The following is a 17,857-nucleotide window of genomic DNA, read 5'->3' on the forward strand; positions in this document are numbered from 1 at the left end:
ATCGAATCGGCAGTCAAAGCCGCAGCCAGATCAGGATGTTCTGCATATGACGATGTCGGCCCGCTTTGCCTTGATGTTCTTCGCCGCGCTGCTCAGCGCCTGCGCCAGCCGCACTCCACCCCCTGCGCCGGTGGTTCGCGCTCCGATCGTGTTCGGATCCTCCCAGACCTTTTCGCCTGCTGCCGAAGACGTGCTGTTCCGCGCGCTAGGGCTGGTCGGCACGCCTTATCGCTGGGGCGGCAATACGCCGGATTCGGGCTTCGATTGCAGTGGTCTGATTGGTTTTGTCTACCGCGATGCCGCCGGCATCAGCCTGCCGCGTTCCACCCGCGAAATGATCGTGATGCAGGCGCCGAATGTCGGCAAAGAAGGGCTGCAAACCGGCGACCTGATCTTCTTCGCCACCAATGGCGGCTCTCAGGTCAGCCATGCGGGAATTTACGTCGGGGAAGGGCGCTTCGTTCATGCGCCCGCCACCGGCGGCACGGTGAAGCTGGACAGCCTGTCGAAAGCCTATTGGCAGAAAGCCTATCTGAGCGCCAAGCGCGTTCTGCAGCCGGAGCATCTGGCGCACAACCCGTAATCCAGATACTTAAAAACCCGTGGGAGCTGAATGGCTCCCACGGGTTTTTTAATGCCTGCAATACATTAGCGGGCCGCAGATACCCGCCACACCTTGTTCCCCACGTCATCGGCTACCAGCAATCCACCTTGCTGGTCGATCACCACGCCGACCGGACGACCCAGCGCGTTTTCGTCCTTGTCGAGAAATCCAGTCAGCACGTCAACCGGTGTGCCGCTCGGCTTGCCAGCGGCAAACGGTACGAAGATCACTTTGTAACCACTGTGCGGCTTGCGGTTCCACGAGCCGTGCTGGCCGATGAATGCGCCTTCCTTGAACTGTGCCGGCAGGCGATTGCCCTCGGCGAAGGTCAGCCCCAGTGATGCGGTGTGCGGGCCGACGGCGTAGTCCGGAGCGATGGCCTTGGCCACCATGTCCGGCCGCTGGGGTTCCACGCGCACATCAACGTGCTGGCCGTAGTAGCTGAACGGCCAGCCATAGAAACCACCGTCTTTGACCGAGGTGATGTAGTCCGGCACCAGATCGCTGCCAATCTCATCGCGTTCGTTGACGGCGGTCCACAGCGCACCGCTTTGCGGTTCCCATGCCAGGCCGTTGGGGTTGCGGATGCCCGAGGCGAAGATCCGGTGGTTGCCGGTGGCGCGATCCACTTCCCAGATCGCCGCGCGGCCTTCTTCCTGATCGAGGCCGTTTTCGCCGACGTTGCTGTTCGAACCGACGGTGACGTACAGCTTGCTGCCGTCCTTGCTGGCGATGACGTTCTTGGTCCAGTGATGGTTGAGCGTGCCGCCCGGCAAATCCACGACCTTGATCGGCTGGCTCTTGATTTCGGTCGCGCCGGGCTCGTAGTTAAAGCGCAGCAGGCGATCGGTATCGGCGACGTAAAGATCGTTGCCGACCAGGGTCATGCCGAACGGCGAATTGAGGTTTTGCAGGAACACCGTGCGGGTTTCGGCCACGCCATCATGATCGGCATCGCGCAACAGTGTGATGCGGTTCGGACTGGGCACGCCGGCGCCGGCACGGCCCATGACTTTCTTCATCACCCAGCCGCGAATGCCCTTGCCGTCGTCGGGTTTGGGTGGGGCGTTGGTTTCCGCCACCAGCACATCGCCATTGGGCAGCACGTAGAGCCAGCGTGGGTGATCGAGATTTTCGGCAAACGCCGCCACCTGCGTACCTGTCGCTGCCATCGGTTTGGCGCCGGCCGGCCAGCCGATGGCCGGGGCGATGTTCACCGTCGGGATCAGGGTCTTGTTCGGTTCGGGCAGTTTCGGTGACGGACCGGTGCCGTCGGTAACTTGCAGGCTGGAGGATTCACCACAGGCGGCGAGCCCTCCGGCGATCATGATGACGAAAACGAGCTGGGGCTTGCGCATTGCTGATCTTCCCTATGAATGCATTCCTAAACATAGAGAAGCGCACAAGCCCGATGGTTCAACCCTCAGCCGCGGGCCTCCTTGAACAGCACGGCAATGCCGGGGTGATAGTTGCCGGCTTCGCTGCGCAATTTGCGGTAGGCGTAGGGGAAATACCAGGCGACGGCGCAGGTGTGTTCCTTTTGCAGGTCGTCGACCATGTCCTGCAATTCTTCCGGGCTGGCGCTGTGTTGGGCTTTTTGCGGGGCGACGAACAGGCAGCCGAGTTTCAGGTCGCTGGCGTAGCTGATGCGCTTGGCGTCGCTGGTGATATCCGCCAGGGCCTGGGTCAGATTCAGGCTGGTGACGCGCGGCCAGCGTTGGGTCGCCTGAATGAAGGCGCGATCCTCGGCGCCAGCAATAAACAAATCGGCGCGGGCGTTGCGCTCGCCTTCTTCGTTCTGTTTGCGGGTGGCAGTGTCGCGCAGGGTGACCAGTTCAGCCATCCACGCGGCGGCCGACAGCAGACCGAGGTTGGCTTTTTCGTCGTGCCAGTAGGGCGTGTCATTGTCGCCGCGCACGGCGTTGTAGCGGTCGATACAGTCAAACCAGCGTTCCAGCACCGGGCGCAGGAATTCCAGCCGCGGATTGCTGATGATCATGCCTTGCATGGGGTTCTCCCTTGTTATTGTGATGGGCTCTCTGCAGTCAAAGAGCATGGCTCTTTGATATCACTCATGCCAGTGTGGCACAAGATTGGCGTCAGTTAATTGATCGATGGCAGTTATTCGCCGCACAAGCCCCTCTTCAATTGACGCTCCACCCCCAACCCTCTAACCTTCGCGGCTTGTTTCAGGTGCTCTGTGGCGCATGTCGACAGAGTGAAACAGGGAAGCCGGTGAGGCGGGTCTTCAAGCGATGAACCCTCACGATCCCGGCGCTGCCCCCGCAACGGTAAATGAGTAAAAGCTGCGTCTGATGCCACTGCGTAAAAGCGGGAAGGCGCGCAGCCAGGCACCAGCCGCTCATGAGCCCGGAGACCGGCCTGATCCATCCAGCGGCATCACGGTGGGCGATGCCAGGCTTGTTGCCGTCTATTCTTGTGCCTGCCCGCCGTTATCCAGCCTCAACGGAGAGCTCCCCCATGACTGATTCCCCCGAGCGCGACGAGCGCCACCTGGCGCGCATGCAGCGCAAAAAAGCCGTGATCGACGAACGCATCGCCAATTCGCCAGACGAATGCGGCCTGGTGCTGGTGCTGACCGGCAACGGCAAAGGCAAAAGCAGCTCGGCATTCGGCATGCTCGCCCGCGCCATGGGCCACGGCATGCAGTGCGGCGTGGTGCAGTTCATCAAGGGCCGCAACAGCACTGGCGAAGAACTGTTCTTCCGTCGCTTCCCCGAGCAGGTGCGCTTTCATGTGATGGGCGAGGGCTTCACCTGGGAAACCCAGGACCGTCAGCGCGACATCGCCGCCGCCGAAGCGGCCTGGGAAGTCTCCCGCGAGCTGCTGCGCGATCCGTCGATCGGTCTGGTGGTGCTCGATGAACTGAACATTGCCCTCAAGCACGGTTACCTCGATCTGGATCAGGTGCTCAGCGATCTGCAGGCCCGTCCGCCGATGCAACACGTGATCGTCACTGGCCGCGCCGCCAAGCCGGAAATGATCGAGATGGGCGACACCGTCACCGAAATGGGCATGATCAAGCACGCCTTTCAGGCCGGCATCAAAGCGCAGAAAGGCGTCGAACTTTGAATCAACCACGTCACTGCCCGGCGGTACTGATCGCCGCGCCGGCCTCCGGTCAGGGCAAGACCACCGTCACCGCCGCGCTGGCCCGTCTGCATCGCAATCAGGGGCGCAAGGTCCGCGTATTCAAGTGCGGCCCGGACTTTCTCGACCCGATGATCCTCGAGCGCGCCAGCGGTGCGCCGGTCTATCAACTGGACATGTGGATGGTCGGCGAGCAGGAAAGTCGACGTCTGTTGTGGGAAGCCGCCGCCGAAGCCGATCTGATCCTGATCGAAGGCGTGATGGGCCTGTTCGATGGCACGCCGTCGAGCGCCGATCTGGCGCGGCATTTCGGCGTACCGGTGCTCGGCGTGATCGATGGCACGGCCATGGCTCAGACCTTCGGTGCACTGGCCCTGGGCCTGGCGCGCTATCAGCCGGATTTGCCGTTCGCCGGCGTGCTGGCCAACCGCGTCGGCACCGTGCGCCATGCGCAGTTGCTTGAAGGTAGCCTCACCGAAGGTCTGCGCTGGTACGGCGCGTTGTCCCGGGAAACCGGGATCGAACTGCCGAGCCGCCATCTCGGCCTGGTGCAGGCCAGCGAACTGAATGACCTCGACGTGCGCCTCGACGCCGCCGCCCAAGCGCTGGCTGGCACTTGCGAGGTAGCGCTGCCACCGGCCGTGGAATTCGCCGCGCCAGCAATCGTTGAGACCGAAAAGCTGCTCGAAGGCGTGCGAATTGCCGTCGCTCGCGACGAAGCCTTTGCCTTCACCTACGGCGCCAGTCTCGATCTGTTGCGGGCGATGGGGGCGGAGCTGAGTTTCTTCTCGCCGATCCGCGATGCGCAATTGCCTGAAGCCGACAGTTTGTACCTGCCCGGCGGTTATCCGGAATTGCACCACGTTGCCTTGTCGCAGAACACTGACATGCTCAAAGCGATCCGCGCTCACCACGCCGCCGGCAAACCGCTGCTCGCCGAGTGTGGCGGCATGCTTTATCTGCTCGACTCCCTGACCGATGTCGAAGGCACCCGTGCTGATTTGGTCGGCCTGCTGAGTGGCGACGCCGTGATGCAAAAGCGCCTCGCTGCGCTGGCCTTGCAAGAGGTCGACCTGCCGGAAGGCCTGTTGCGCGGCCACACCTATCACCATTCCCTGACCACCACCGAACTGACGCCAATCGCCCGTGGCCACAGCCCCAACGGCGGGCGCGGCGCGGAAGCGGTATACCGGCAAGGGCGGATGACCGCCTCGTACGTTCACTTCTATTTCCCGTCAAATCCGTCGGCGATTGCCGCGCTGTTGGTGCCATGAGCGACAACGCCTTCACTGACGCCGAGCGCGAAGCGGTCTACCGCGCCATCGCTGAACGCCGCGACATGCGCCACTTCAGCGGCGGTATGGTCGAGCCTGACGTGTTGCGACGATTGCTTGAAGCCGCGCACCAGGCACCGAGCGTCGGCCTGATGCAGCCGTGGCGCTTCATCCGTATCAGCGACCGCGCGCTACGTGGCCAGATCCAGAACCTTGTTGAAGAAGAACGCGTACGCACCGCCGAAGCCCTCGGCGAACGCAGTGACGAGTTCATGAAGCTCAAGGTCGAAGGCATCAAGGATTGCGCCGAAGTGCTGGTCGCCGCGTTGATGGACGATCGCGAAAAACACATCTTTGGTCGTCGCACAATGCCGGAAATGGACATGGCCTCATTGTCCTGCGCGATCCAGAACCTGTGGCTCGCCGCGCGTGCCGAAGGCCTGGGCATGGGCTGGGTGTCGCTGTTCGAACCGCAGGCGCTGGCCGACTTGCTGAAACTGCCGGCCGGGGCCAAGCCGCTGGCGGTGCTTTGCCTGGGGCCGGTCAAGGAATTTTATCCGGCGCCGATGCTGGTACTCGAAGGGTGGGCGCAGGCGCGTCCGCTCAATGAGCTGCTGTATGAAAATTTCTGGGGAGTGAGTCAATGAGTGTGGCGTTGTTGAGTGTCGCCGCGGTTGCGCTGGATGCGCTGCTGGGTGAACCGAAACGCTGGCATCCGCTGGTGGCGTTCGGCAATTTCGCCGGGCGCATCGAGCAACGTTTCAACAGCGGCGGTCGCGGTTGGCGCAGCCATGGCGTCACCGCGTGGGTGATCGCGGTGTTGCCGCTGACCCTGCTGGCCACGGCGTTTTCCTGGGCGCCTTACGTGGGCTGGATCGTCGAGATTCTTGCGCTGTATTGCGCCCTCGGCATGCGCAGCCTGGGTGAGCACGTCGAGCCGGTGGCCAAGGCCTTGCGTGCCGATGATCTGGAAGAGGCGCGCAAGCGTGTGGGGTATCTGGTCAGCCGCCAGACCGATGAGCTGGACAGCACCGCTGTCGCCCGCGCTGCTACTGAATCGGTGCTGGAGAACGGTAGCGATGCGGTGTTCGCGGCGCTGTTCTGGTTTGCCGTGGCCGGTGCGCCGGGCGTGGTGCTCTACCGTTTGAGCAATACGCTCGACGCGATGTGGGGCTATCGCAACGAACGTTTCGAGCGGTTCGGCTGGGCGGCGGCAAAAATCGACGACGTCCTCAACTACATTCCTGCGCGGCTGGTGGCGTTGACCTACGCGCTGCTCGGCAAAACCCGACTGGCGCTGAAATGCTGGCGCACCCAGGCGCCGAAATGGGACAGCCCGAACGCCGGCCCGGTGATGGCCGCCGGCGCGGGTGCCTTGGGCGTCGAACTGGGTGGTCCGGCGATTTACCACGGCGAGCTGCACGAGCGTCCGCAACTGGGCGAGGGCGTGCCGGCGGATGCCGATTCCATTGATCGCGGCTGGCAATTGGTCCAGCGCGGGGTATGGTTATGGCTGCTGATTCTCTGCGTGGGGGCTGAATTCTATGCTTGAGCACGGTGGCCGGTTGCGCAGGGCGGCGCTCGGATACGGCATCGCGGAAGAAGACTGGCTCGACCTGTCCACGGGGCTTGCGCCGTGGCCGTTTCCGGTCCCGGATATTCCGCTGCGGGCCTGGGCACGCTTGCCGGAAAACGATGACGGTCTGGAGCAGGCCGCCTGCGATTACTACGGTACCAGCCAGGTGCTGCCGGTGGCCGGTTCGCAGATGGCCATTCAGTTGTTGCCGCGATTGCGTCGGGCCGGCAAGGTCGGCGTGCTGTCGCCGTGTTATGCCGAGCATGCTGAAGCCTGGCGGCGCAGCGGCTATATCGTGCGTGAGGTGCTGGAGCAGGAAGTCGATTTCTTTCTCGACAGCCTCGACGTGCTGGTGGTAGTCAATCCGAACAACCCAACGGGCCTGAACCTGACCCCGGCGCGCCTACTCGACTGGCACGCACGGCTGGCCCAGCGCGGCGGCTGGCTGGTGGTCGACGAAGCGTTCATGGACAACACGCCGCAGCTGAGTCTCGCCCCGCATGCGCATCAAGTGGGGTTGATCGTGTTGCGCTCGTTCGGCAAGTTTTTCGGTCTGGCCGGTGTGCGGCTGGGGTTCGTGCTGGCCGAGCGCAAGTTGCTCCGGTTGCTGGCCGAACAGGTCGGGCCGTGGGCGGTCAGCGGGCCGACCCGCGTGCTCGGCCAGGCCTGTCTGCGCGACACCGAAGGCCACACGCGTCAGCGCATCCGCAGCGACGAGGCCAGCGAACGATTGGCTGCGCTGCTCGAACGTTCCGGTTTCAAACCGCAGGGCGGCTGCGCACTGTTTCAGTGGCTGATCACCGAACAGGCCTCCGCGTTGCACGAATTCATGGCCCGACGCGGCATTCTCCTGCGACTCTTCGCGCACAACAGCAGCCTGCGTTTCGGGCTGCCCGCCGATGCCGCCGACGAGGCGCGTCTTGAGCAAGCCCTGCAAGCATTCGCCCTGCAACGCTCTATGGAAAACAAACCAGCATGACCACTTTAATGGTGCAGGGCACCACCTCCGACGCCGGCAAAAGCACGCTGGTGACGGCGCTCTGCCGCTGGGCCACCCGTCAGGGCGTTGCCGTGGTGCCGTTCAAGCCGCAGAACATGGCGCTCAACAGCGCGGTGACTGCCGACGGCGGCGAGATCGGCCGCGCGCAAGCGGTGCAGGCCCAGGCGGCGTTTCTCGAGCCGCACACCGACATGAACCCGGTGCTGCTCAAGCCCAACAGCGACACCGGCGCCCAGGTCATCATCCACGGTCGTGCGGTCACCAGCATGAACGCCGTCGCCTATCACGACTACAAAGCCATCGCCATGCAGGCCGTGCTTGCTTCCCACGAACGTTTGAGTGCCGCCTATCCGCTGGTGATGGTCGAAGGCGCGGGCTCGCCGGCCGAGATCAATCTGCGCGCCGGTGACATCGCCAACATGGGCTTCGCCGAAGCGGTGGATTGCCCGGTGTTGCTGATCGCCGACATCAATCGTGGCGGCGTCTTCGCCCATCTGGTGGGCACGTTGGAACTGCTGTCGCCGAGCGAACAGGCACGGGTCAAAGGTTTCATCATCAACCGTTTTCGCGGCGATATCGCCTTGCTGCAACCGGGCCTCGACTGGCTGGAACAGCGCACCGGCAAACCGGTGGTGGGCGTGCTGCCATACGTGATGGATCTGCATCTGGAAGCCGAGGACGGCATCGACCAGCGTCAGACCGACAAGGCGGAGCAAGTCCTGAAAGTGGTGGTGCCGGTGCTGCCGCGCATCAGCAACCACACCGATTTCGATCCGCTGCGTCTGCATCCGCAGGTTGATCTGCAATTCATCGGCCCGGGGCAAGCGATACCGCCGGCCGACCTGATCGTTCTTCCGGGCTCGAAAAGCGTGCGCAGTGACTTGGCGTATCTGCGCGCCAATGGTTGGGAATCGGCCATCCGCCGTCACCTGCGTTACGGCGGGAAATTGCTCGGGATCTGCGGCGGTCTGCAAATGCTCGGCGAGCAGGTGCACGATCCGCTGGGCCTTGAAGGTGCGCCGGGTTCCAGCGCTGGTCTGGGGTTGCTGGCGTTCGAAACGCAGCTCGAAGCCGAGAAGCAGCTGCGCAATGTGCACGGGCGTCTGGCGCTGGAAGATGCCGAGGTCAGCGGTTATGAAATTCATGCCGGCGTGACCACGGGAGCGGCGCTGGAAAATGCTGCCGTGCATCTGGACGACGGCCGCTGCGACGGCGCGCAAAGTCTCGACGGGCAGATTTTCGGCACCTACCTGCATGGGCTGTTCGAGTCGCCGGCGGCCAGTGCCGCGCTGTTGCGCTGGGCCGGCCTGAACGATGTGCAGGAGGTGGATTACCACGGCTTGCGCGAACGCGATATCGAGCGGCTGGCGGATCTGGTGGAGAAGCATCTGGATACCGATCTGTTGTGTGAACTCTGTGGTATCCAGGCCGGATGTGATGGCCTCTTCGCGGGCAAGCCCGCTCCCACAGGGTGTTGAGGTGTACTCAAGTGCCATGTTTGGCCTAAATCCATTGTGGGAGCGGGCTTGCCCGCGAAGAGGTCAGTTGTCTCAACGAATTTTTTTCAGGATGCCTCCATGCTCCAGTTGATCCTCGGCGGCGCCCGCTCCGGCAAAAGTCGCCTGGCCGAAAAACTCGCTACTGACAGCGCGCTGGCCGTCACTTACATCGCCACCAGCCAGCCACAGGATGGCGAGATGAATGAACGCGTCGCCCATCATCGCGCCCGTCGTCCTGCTGAATGGGCGTTGATCGAAGAGCCGCTGGAACTGGCTCGGGTGTTGCGCGAAAACGCTGGCCCCGAGCGTTGCCTGCTGGTGGATTGCCTGACGCTGTGGCTGACCAATCTGCTGATGCTCGAAGACGCTGAACGCCTCGCCGCCGAGCGCGAAGCCTTGCTCGAATGCCTGGCGTCGCTGCCGGGTGAAATCATTTTTGTCAGCAACGAGACCGGAATGGGTGTCGTGCCGCTGGGCGAATTGACTCGCCGCTACGTCGATGAAGCCGGTTGGCTGCATCAAGCTCTGGCCGAGCGTTGTCAACGAGTCGTCCTGACGGTCGCCGGCCTGCCCCTGACTCTGAAAGGACCTGCGTTATGACCCAAGCCTGGTGGCTGAACCCGTGCAAACCGGTGGATACGCACGCCGTTGAAAACGCGGCGGCGCGTCAGCAGCAATTGACCAAACCCGCCGGCTCCCTCGGTCAGCTTGAATCGGTGGCGGTGCAGCTGGCCGGACTGCAGGGCCGGATCAAGCCGACGCTGGATCAAGTCTGGATCGCGATTTTTGCCGGCGACCACGGCGTTGTCGCCGAAGGGGTTTCCGCGTTCCCGCAGGAGGTCACCGGGCAGATGCTGCTGAACTTCGTCAGCGGCGGCGCGGCGATCAGCGTGCTGGCGCGGCAACTTGGCGCGCAGCTGGAAGTGGTGGATCTGGGCACCGTGACTCCGTCGCTGGACCTGCCGGGTGTGCGCCATTTGAACATCGGCCCGGGCACGGCGAATTTCGCCAAGGGCGCGGCGATGACTCAGGCTCAGGGTGAACTTGCCTTGCAGGGCGGCCGCGACAGTGTGCTGCGCGCGAAGGCTGCTGGTGCGCAATTGTTCATCGGCGGTGAAATGGGCATCGGCAACACCACGGCCGCCAGTGCGCTGGCCTGTGCTTTGCTCGATTGCCCGGTGGCACACCTGACCGGCCCCGGCACCGGGCTGAATGCCGAAGGCGTCAGCCACAAGGCGCAGGTGATCGAGCGGGCGCTGGCACTGCATGCGGCGCAACGTGGCGATGCGTTGCAGACGCTGTTCAATCTCGGCGGCTTCGAGATTGCGGCATTGGTCGGCGCGTATCTGGCCTGCGCACACGAGGGTGTGGCGGTGCTGGTGGATGGGTTCATCTGTACGGTCGCCGCGCTGGTAGCGGTGCGCCTGAATCCGGCCTGCCGTGAGTGGCTGCTGTTCGGTCATCGCGGTGCCGAGCCGGGCCATCGTCATGTGCTGGAAACCCTTGGCGCTGAGCCTTTGCTGGAACTGGGCCTGCGTCTGGGCGAGGGCAGTGGCGCGGCGCTGGCGGTGCCGTTGTTGCGTCTGGCCTGCGACCTGCACGGCCAGATGGCAACCTTCGCTGAAGCCGCGGTGGCGGACCGCCCGGCATGACCTTGCGCCTGGATCTGCTGCGCCACGGTGAAACCGAACTCGGCGGCGGTCTGCGCGGCAGCCTCGACGATGCGTTGACCGAAAAAGGCTGGGCGCAGATGCGCGAGGCGGTGAGCGGGCAGGGGCCGTGGAATCGGCTGATCAGCTCGCCGTTGCAGCGTTGCGCGCGGTTTGCTGAAGAGTTGAGCGCGCAGCGGGATCTGCCGGTATCTCTGGAGAATAATCTGCAAGAACTGCATTTTGGTGCCTGGGAAGGGCGGAGCGCGGCGGCGTTGATGGAGACTGATGCTGAAGCGCTGGGGCTGTTCTGGGCCAATCCGTATGGGTTTACTCCGCCGCAGGGTGAGCCGGTCAGCGATTTTTCGGCGCGGGTGCTGGCGGCGGTGATGCGACTGCACGCGGCGCACGCGGGTGAGCGGGTGTTGCTGGTCAGTCATGGCGGCGTCATGCGTCTGTTGCTGGCGCAGGCCCGTGGCTTGCCCCGTGAACAACTGCTGAATGTCGAAGTCGGCCACGGCGCGCTGTTTTCGCTGATCGTCGAGGCCGACGGTTCGCTCAGGGAAGTGTTCTGACATGCTGCCTCTGTGGATCGCCCTGCAATTTCTCAGCAGCCTGCCGATTCGTCTGCCGGGGATGCCGACGCCCGAACAGCTTGGCCGGTCGCTACTGTTTTATCCGCTGGTGGGACTGTTGTTCGGTGTCATTCTCTGGGCGCTGAACATTGCCTTGGTCGGCACGCCGTTGCTGTTGCATGCGGCGCTGTTGCTGGCGGTGTGGGTGCTGCTCAGCGGCGCGTTGCACCTTGATGGGCTGGCGGACAGCGCCGATGCGTGGCTCGGCGGCTTCGGTGATCGCGAGCGTACGCTGACGATCATGAAGGATCCGCGCAGCGGGCCGATCGCGGTGGTGACGCTGGTGCTGGTGTTGCTGCTCAAGTTTGCCGCGTTGCTGGCGTTGATCGAACAACAGCAGGGCACGGCATTGATCATGGTGCCGCTGATCGGCCGAGCGGCGTTGCTCGGGCTGTTTCTCACCACGACTTATGTGCGGGCCGGCGGGTTGGGGCAGGCGCTGGCCGATCATCTGCCGCGCAAGGCGGGTTGGCAGGTGCTGGCAGGGAGTGCGGCGGCGTGTGTGGCGATCGCCGGGTTCGACGCTGTCGTGGCGTTGCTGCTGGCGGTTGTCGTGTTCATCTGGCTGCGGCATTTGATGGTGCGACGACTGGGTGGAACCACTGGTGATACGGCGGGAGCGTTGCTGGAACTATTGGAGATGTCAGTGCTGGTCGGGCTGGCCTTGTTTTGATAAATAACTTTGATCTGTAACTTGATTTAACACAGTCGCGGGTATATACACGCATCATGCTTCCATCTCAGTGTTTGTGCACCAACCTGCGTCGCGCCGCGCGTGGCGTCAGCAGGCATTACGACGGCGCTCTCGACGGCTTCGGGATCAACGTTGCCCAGTATTCTCTGCTGTGCAATCTGCAGCGCCTGGATCAGCCGAGCATTTCCGAACTGGCCGAGGCCATGGGCCTGGATCGCAGCACCCTCGGGCGCAATCTGCGGGTGCTGGAAGGCGAGGGCCTGGTGGCGCTGGCCGAGGGCGAAGACATGCGCAACCGCATCGTCCGGCTCACTGAAACCGGTGCGCAACGCCTGGCAGCAGCCTTGCCGGCCTGGGAAGCGGCGCAACAGCGGTTGATCGACCGACTGGGTGCCGAGAAGCGTGAAACCTTGCTGCGGCTATTGGATGAACTGGCCTGAGGGCCGGTTTTTCCGAATCTAAGCGGGTATATACCCGCGACTGGAGAATAATAATGAGTTCGATGTGGCGTACGTGCGGTTGGGTGTTGCTGGGGAGTGCGCTGATTCTGGCGTTGTCATTGGGCGTGCGGCACGGCTTCGGCTTGTTTCTGTCGCCGATGAGCGCCCAGTTCGGCTGGGGTCGCGAGGTGTTCGCCTTCGCCATCGCCTTGCAGAACCTGATCTGGGGGCTGGCGCAACCGTTCACTGGCGCGCTGGCCGACCGCTTCGGCGCGGCGAAAGTGGTACTGATCGGCGGGGTGCTCTACGCCTTGGGCCTGGTGTTCATGGGCCTGTCGGAAACCGCTTTGGGCTTGTCCCTGAGCGCCGGTCTGTTGATCGGTATCGGACTGTCCGGGACCTCGTTCTCGGTGATTCTCGGTGTCGTCGGCCGCGCCGTGCCGCCGGAGAAACGCAGCATGGGCATGGGCATTGCCAGTGCTGCCGGTTCTTTCGGCCAGTTCGCCATGCTGCCGGGCACCCTCGGGTTGATCGGCTGGCTCGGCTGGTCGGCGGCATTGCTCGTGCTGGGCTTGCTGGTGGCGCTGATCGTGCCGCTGGTGAGCATGCTCAAGGACAAGCCGCTGCCGGTGCTCGGCCATGAACAAACCCTGTCCGAAGCCCTGCGCGAAGCCTGCTCGCACTCCGGTTTCTGGTTGCTGGCATTCGGTTTTTTCGTCTGCGGATTTCAGGTGGTGTTCATCGGCGTGCACTTGCCGGCGTATCTGGTTGATCAGCATCTGCCGGCCACCGTCGGCACCACCGTGCTGGCGTTGATCGGCCTGTTCAACATCTTCGGTACCTACACCGCCGGTTGGCTCGGTGGGCGGATGTCCAAACCGCGTCTGCTGACCGGGCTCTATCTGCTGCGCGCGGTGGTGATCGTGCTGTTTCTGTGGCTGCCGGTGACGACGACCTCGGCCTATCTGTTCGGCATGGCCATGGGGTTCCTGTGGCTGTCGACGGTGCCGTTGACCAACGGTACGGTGGCAACCTTGTTTGGCGTGCGAAACCTGTCCATGCTCGGCGGCATCGTGTTTCTGTTCCATCAGTTGGGTTCGTTCCTCGGCGGCTGGCTGGGCGGGGTGGTGTATGACCGAACCGGGAGTTATGACTTGATCTGGCAAGTGGCGATTCTCCTGAGCCTGCTGGCGGCGGCGCTGAACTGGCCGGTGCGCGAGCGCCCGGTCGAGCGCCTGCAACCGCGTGCGAGCGCTGCATGAACCGTTTCTGGCCGCAGATCGTCGTCACCGCACTCGGCGCCGCGTTGCTGGCGCTGGTGTGGTGGGGCTGGCATCAGGGCGGTTTGGCGCTGATGCAGTTGGGCATGGGTGCTTGCTAGACCGGCGGGAGGGCGAGTAACGTCGAGGTCTGACGATTGCTCAAGGATGCCCGACATGCTCAAGCGCTGGTGTGCTGTTCCCGCGTTGCTGATGGCGTTGACCGGACTGGCCCAGGCCGCGGACTGTCCGGATCTGTTGCAAGGCTCGTTGCCCAAGTTGCGGGCCAAGGAATCCATCGACCTGTGTCAGCGCTACGCCGACAAACCGCTGGTAGTGATCAACACGGCCAGCTTCTGTGGTTTTGCGCCGCAGTTCGAGGGGCTGGAAGCGCTGAATCAGCGCTACAAGGCCCAGGGCCTGGAAATGCTCGGCGTACCTTCCAATGACTTCAAGCAGGAGTCCAAGGACAGCGCCGAGACCGCCAAGGTCTGCTACGCCAACTACGGCGTGACGTTCACCATGACCGAACCGCAGAAGGTGCGGGGTGACGATGCGACTCATCTGTTCCAGGTGCTGGCCAAACAGAGCAGCGCACCGAAGTGGAATTTCTACAAATACGTCATCGACCGCCAGGGCAAGGTGATCGCCAATTTCTCCAGCCTGACCAAACCGGATGATCCTGAATTTCTGGCGGCCATCGAGAAAGCTATTGCCTCCCAGCCGCTGAAACCCTGATCGACGCCCATTAAAAAGCCCCGCCTCTGTGAAGAGAGCGGGGCTTTTTAGTGGGCGAGGCATTAGCCTCGCCGTACAGCATCAGAAGCGGTAGGTTGCGCCGACACCGAAGCCGTTTGCCGAGTTTTCATACTGCGAGTTGTAGCTCTGGCCACGATCGTTTTCGTTGCGGATGTTGACCTTCTCTTCCTTCAGGTACGAGTAGGCAACGTCGATGGTCAGGTCTTCGGTCGGGCTCCAGCCGGCACCGATGCTGAAGATGGTCCGGTCGCCGGTCGGGATGCGTGGCGAACGGTCGACGTTGTTGGTCGGCGACTGGTCGAACGTCAGGCCGGTACGCAGTACCCATTCCTTGTTCAACTGATAGGACGTACCGATGGCGTACGCCCAGGTGTCATGCCAGTTCTGTTCTTCGGTGATCTCGCCGAACTGGCCAGCCAGCAGTGGCTGAACGCCGGAGTTCTTGACGGTGATCTTTTCCAACTGGCTCCAGCGGGTCCAGGTGGTACCGGCGTAGACGTTCCAGCGATCGTTGATCGCCTGGGTGACCGAGAGGTCCACGGATTCAGGCGTGGTGATCTTCAGCGAAGCGTCGTACTTCTGGTTCGCACCCAGGCCGATCGCGCCCAGCACACCGTAGTTGACCTTGGTGTTGCCTTCGAGCTTGTAGTCGACCTTCGAGTGGTAGGTCAGACCCAGGCGAGTGCTGTCGGTAGCCTGTACCAGCACGCCGATGTTGTAGCCCAGTGCGGTGTCGTCGCCCTTGATCTTGACCTTGCCGTCCGGCGCTGCCTGAGTGATCGACAGGTTGGATTCCAGCGAGCCGTCGATGCGGTTGATGGTCGGGCCGAAACCGATCGACACGACATCGTTGAACTTGTAGCTGACGGTTGGCTGGAAGGTGATGATCTTGACTTCTGACTTGCTGCCGAAGTAACGGCCGGCGAAGCCGTTTTCATAGTCGGTGATCAGGCCGAAGGGTACGTACACACCCAGACCGAATGCCCAATGCTCGTCGATCGGCTTGACGTAGTAGCCCATAGGTACGGAGGTGAAGGGCACCATGTCGCCTTTGTTGCTGCCGCCGTTCGGGCTGGAGCTGGCGTCGCTGATATCGGTTTTTGCGTCGAGGAATGCAACGCCACCGGTGACTTGTTCGCGCGTGATGCGCGACATGCCGGCAGGGTTGCCATAAACGGTGCTTGCGTCGTCGGCAGAAGAAGATCGCCCGGCGTACCCAGTCCCCATCCCGCTGATGCTGTGTTCGTTGATGGCAAAGCCAGCTGCGAAGATCTGGGTGGATGCCACGGTTACGGCAAGGCTAAGGGTGGTTTTGAGCATGACTTTTTTCATTATTAGAACTCCTGGTGATCACCGGGGCGAAAATTACCAACATTTTCGTCCCGGCGCTATAGTCCGTATGCCTTGAGTTAGAGCGGTTTTGTAGGACAATCCGACCAAAATCACTGCCTGTTGGGCGATGTTGTGAAAACAGCGGGTCAGCAAGCGACCTGATTCAGCGGTGAAACACAGGTTTGCCAGGCGCAGGTGAAGTCGCGCAGACGACCTTGGGGCTGAAAGGTCTGACGCCAGATGCGCGCCATGCCCAGCAGATCGTCCGGCTCGGGGAGGGTAGTGTTTTGTTCTTCGACCAGCAGCCAGGCGATGGCTGTGGCATAACGCAAATTGACGGTCAGTTCGAGGTGCGGGCCGCTGAGGAAGGCATGCTGGCTGGCGAGGCCGCGAACCAGGCTGGCGCGTTCCGGATCCAGCGCCAGGTAATGATCCCAGAGGGCTTGGTGGCGGTTTTCGGCAATCCGGTACAGGCCGTGGCCACGGCGGTCATGCAGGGCGGAACCGAGAGCGGACTGGCTGGCGGCAATGCCCAGCAGCAGGGATTCGGCGGTTGCGCAGTGACGTCCCAGGTAGATCAGCGTAGGACGAATCACATAGCGGCACAGTTCGCTGGCAGCGATACCCATAAATCCCTCGGATCTTGTTATTGGGCGGCGAGGCCTGAAGGGGGAGCTTGGCAGCTGTGGATCGACTCAGGCTCGCCGGAAGCGGATCACGCCGCTTGAGTTGAAGTGTAGTGTCATATTCGCGACGTAAAGGACTGTTTTTAAAATATTTCCGGCGCGCCGTTATAACCGTTATACCGGTTGGTGCTTAAGCGGAAAGAGGTAAAAGTGAAACATCGGGCAATAAAAAGCCCCGCATTTCAGCAGGGCTTTTGCTTTTGCAGCCATTTCGGCTTCTCAGGCGATCAATGCCTGACGGGTGCGATCAATCACGGCCTGCAGCGGTTCGGCGCTGGAGTATTGATCGGGGTACAGACGCTCGCTATGGCGGGCGATCCCGTGTTCATTGACCACGGTGAAGCTGAAGCAGCCTTTGCGAGCGGCCATGATCAGGCAGTTCATTGGAGCAAAAGCGTTGGTTAGGGTGCGAATGGCATCCTGAGTCTGGATTTGAGTCGACATAGTTATTAGGTGTTCCTACAAATGACACGGATAAGAACCGTGCAACGTTAAAACGTTCCAGTAACGTCGACCACCATTGGTCGAACGAAGAACCCGACTGGAACAAGGCAGCCAGTTCGAGCGCTATAAAAGTTGGCGCGCTTGGGCTGGCAGGTAGGTACTTAGGAGGACAGGCAACATATCAAGGGCAGAGGTTCTGGGCCCTTGGTGAAGATCCTGATCAATTTGCAGGTTGGTTCGGTCAGAGTAAGTGGTCTTCGCAACACTCTTTGCATTCGATTCAAAGACTGTGTCGTCGCAAGATTTACCTGGAAACCATCGAGGGGTCGATCCCGCTTTTTTCAGTGAAGGTCTCTGTGAGAGAAACTTGACCGTGGGGGTGTGTTCGACCGGAATTGACTTTCAGCTTGGTACTAACGCCGCGGATACTAACGGAACGAACCGCAGAAGGCAAACCCGATAATCAAAAAAAATCAGAATCCGCTGCCCGGGCTCCCCGCCTGCCCCGATCTGGCTCACTTTACGTTCGTCGGTCCCCACCACCGGAAAGATGCTGACGCTCTGCGCAGCGGCTTATCCCCAGCACGAATGCCAAAACGACCCGAAAAGGCGCATCGATATAACCGCGTAACAGGTACTTGTGCACATTAGTTGCGCAGACTGTAACGGCGCTGTCACAACAATCCTGACCCCGATGACTGCCTGCATCGAAAGTTTAAGTCAATGAAAAACATCGCTTTTTTTAACTGGTGAAAAAATCGTCAGTTTGACTGCGAGCCCCGTTCCACAAGGCTTTGCGGCGACTGGAGGGCGGTTGTCCACTGAGTTATCCACAGCTTCTGTGGATTGTCCCGAGCGCTTGCTCTAGCACGGGCGTGCCGGGTTTTTTTCGACT

At 62.1% G+C, this 17,857-nt stretch carries 20 protein-coding genes and 1 riboswitch; of the genes, 15 read left to right on the forward strand and 5 right to left on the reverse strand.

All coding sequences use genetic code 11. The features are described 5' to 3' along the window. Positions 1-46 precede the first annotated feature (46 nt). Entirely contained in the window at positions 47-583 is a 537-nt protein-coding gene (locus K3819_RS08720; protein WP_039769812.1) for a C40 family peptidase, read from the forward strand. 65 nt (positions 584-648) lie between these two features. Here K3819_RS08720 and K3819_RS08725 read toward each other — a convergent pair whose 3' ends face one another. Beyond that, positions 649-1,962 carry a sorbosone dehydrogenase family protein gene (locus tag K3819_RS08725; protein WP_221399053.1) on the reverse strand — a complete coding sequence of 438 codons (1,314 nt, stop codon included), beginning with the start codon at positions 1,960-1,962 and terminating at the stop codon, positions 649-651. A 65-nt stretch (positions 1,963-2,027) separates the two neighbouring features. Next, positions 2,028-2,612: a hypothetical protein gene (locus K3819_RS08730; protein WP_039769816.1), complete on the reverse strand. Its 585-nt coding sequence runs from the start codon at positions 2,610-2,612 to the stop codon at positions 2,028-2,030. Positions 2,613-2,778: 166 nt separating this feature from the next. Next, positions 2,779-3,005: riboswitch (cobalamin riboswitch) on the forward strand. 80 nt (positions 3,006-3,085) lie between these two features. On the opposite strand from K3819_RS08730, the gene cobO reads away from it, so the two are divergent. The 14 genes from cobO (at position 3,086) to K3819_RS08795 (ending at position 14,479) form a co-directional block, all read left to right on the forward strand. Next, the gene (gene cobO / locus K3819_RS08735; protein WP_007950401.1) at positions 3,086-3,697 is read left to right on the forward strand and encodes a cob(I)yrinic acid a,c-diamide adenosyltransferase; all 612 of its coding nucleotides are present in this window, start codon (positions 3,086-3,088) and stop codon (positions 3,695-3,697) included. Further along, entirely contained in the window at positions 3,694-4,989 is a 1,296-nt protein-coding gene (locus K3819_RS08740) for a cobyrinate a,c-diamide synthase (protein ID WP_221399054.1), read from the forward strand. The genes cobO and K3819_RS08740 overlap by 4 nt, the downstream gene beginning before the upstream one ends. Further along, on the forward strand, positions 4,986-5,636 hold the full coding sequence (gene bluB / locus K3819_RS08745) for a 5,6-dimethylbenzimidazole synthase (RefSeq protein ID WP_085611486.1): 651 nt from the start codon (positions 4,986-4,988) through the stop codon (positions 5,634-5,636). Before K3819_RS08740 ends, bluB begins: the two co-directional genes overlap by 4 nt. Continuing rightward, complete coding sequence (gene cbiB / locus K3819_RS08750; RefSeq protein ID WP_064594520.1) at positions 5,633-6,541, forward strand: adenosylcobinamide-phosphate synthase CbiB; 909 nt, start codon at positions 5,633-5,635, stop codon at positions 6,539-6,541. Before bluB ends, cbiB begins: the two co-directional genes overlap by 4 nt. Further along, entirely contained in the window at positions 6,534-7,544 is a 1,011-nt protein-coding gene (gene cobD, locus K3819_RS08755; RefSeq protein ID WP_221399055.1) for a threonine-phosphate decarboxylase CobD, read from the forward strand. Before cbiB ends, cobD begins: the two co-directional genes overlap by 8 nt. Then, positions 7,541-9,043 carry a cobyric acid synthase gene (locus K3819_RS08760; protein WP_221399056.1) on the forward strand — a complete coding sequence of 501 codons (1,503 nt, stop codon included), beginning with the start codon at positions 7,541-7,543 and terminating at the stop codon, positions 9,041-9,043. The genes cobD and K3819_RS08760 overlap by 4 nt, the downstream gene beginning before the upstream one ends. Positions 9,044-9,142: 99 nt before the next feature. Then, positions 9,143-9,664, forward strand: coding sequence for a bifunctional adenosylcobinamide kinase/adenosylcobinamide-phosphate guanylyltransferase (cobU, locus tag K3819_RS08765; RefSeq protein WP_221399057.1), 522 nt, complete (start codon positions 9,143-9,145; stop codon positions 9,662-9,664). Next, the gene (gene cobT, locus K3819_RS08770) at positions 9,661-10,716 is read left to right on the forward strand and encodes a nicotinate-nucleotide--dimethylbenzimidazole phosphoribosyltransferase (RefSeq protein ID WP_085611482.1); all 1,056 of its coding nucleotides are present in this window, start codon (positions 9,661-9,663) and stop codon (positions 10,714-10,716) included. The genes cobU and cobT overlap by 4 nt, the downstream gene beginning before the upstream one ends. Continuing rightward, on the forward strand, positions 10,713-11,288 hold the full coding sequence (gene cobC / locus K3819_RS08775; protein ID WP_221399058.1) for an alpha-ribazole phosphatase family protein: 576 nt from the start codon (positions 10,713-10,715) through the stop codon (positions 11,286-11,288). Before cobT ends, cobC begins: the two co-directional genes overlap by 4 nt. 1 nt (position 11,289) lies before the next feature. Then, positions 11,290-12,021, forward strand: coding sequence for an adenosylcobinamide-GDP ribazoletransferase (locus tag K3819_RS08780; RefSeq protein WP_221399059.1), 732 nt, complete (start codon positions 11,290-11,292; stop codon positions 12,019-12,021). A gap of 56 nt (positions 12,022-12,077) precedes the next feature. Further along, positions 12,078-12,482, forward strand: a complete 405-nt coding sequence (locus tag K3819_RS08785) for a MarR family winged helix-turn-helix transcriptional regulator (protein ID WP_007950413.1) — start codon at positions 12,078-12,080, stop codon at positions 12,480-12,482. A gap of 53 nt (positions 12,483-12,535) precedes the next feature. Beyond that, complete coding sequence (locus K3819_RS08790; RefSeq protein ID WP_011333148.1) at positions 12,536-13,744, forward strand: MFS transporter; 1,209 nt, start codon at positions 12,536-12,538, stop codon at positions 13,742-13,744. Beyond that, positions 13,741-13,863, forward strand: a complete 123-nt coding sequence (locus K3819_RS29385; RefSeq protein WP_007950415.1) for a hypothetical protein — start codon at positions 13,741-13,743, stop codon at positions 13,861-13,863. Before K3819_RS08790 ends, K3819_RS29385 begins: the two co-directional genes overlap by 4 nt. A gap of 55 nt (positions 13,864-13,918) precedes the next feature. After that, a complete protein-coding gene (locus tag K3819_RS08795; protein ID WP_039769833.1) occupies positions 13,919-14,479 on the forward strand; it encodes a glutathione peroxidase in 561 nt (186 codons plus the stop codon). An 81-nt stretch (positions 14,480-14,560) separates the two neighbouring features. Here the strand turns inward: K3819_RS08795 and K3819_RS08800 are convergent, their stop codons facing one another. The 3 genes from K3819_RS08800 to K3819_RS08810 form a co-directional block, all read right to left on the reverse strand. Beyond that, positions 14,561-15,832, reverse strand: coding sequence for an OmpP1/FadL family transporter (locus tag K3819_RS08800; protein WP_064594534.1), 1,272 nt, complete (start codon positions 15,830-15,832; stop codon positions 14,561-14,563). Between the two features lie 146 nt (positions 15,833-15,978). Continuing rightward, positions 15,979-16,461: a hypothetical protein gene (locus tag K3819_RS08805; RefSeq protein WP_085611479.1), complete on the reverse strand. Its 483-nt coding sequence runs from the start codon at positions 16,459-16,461 to the stop codon at positions 15,979-15,981. Positions 16,462-16,737: 276 nt separating this feature from the next. Further along, complete coding sequence (locus K3819_RS08810; RefSeq protein ID WP_007950419.1) at positions 16,738-16,962, reverse strand: hypothetical protein; 225 nt, start codon at positions 16,960-16,962, stop codon at positions 16,738-16,740. Positions 16,963-17,857 lie beyond the last annotated feature (895 nt).

The sequence above is a fragment of the Pseudomonas sp. 3-2 genome (assembly GCF_019710535.1).
In the GTDB taxonomy this organism is placed as follows: domain Bacteria; phylum Pseudomonadota; class Gammaproteobacteria; order Pseudomonadales; family Pseudomonadaceae; genus Aquipseudomonas; species Aquipseudomonas pharyngis.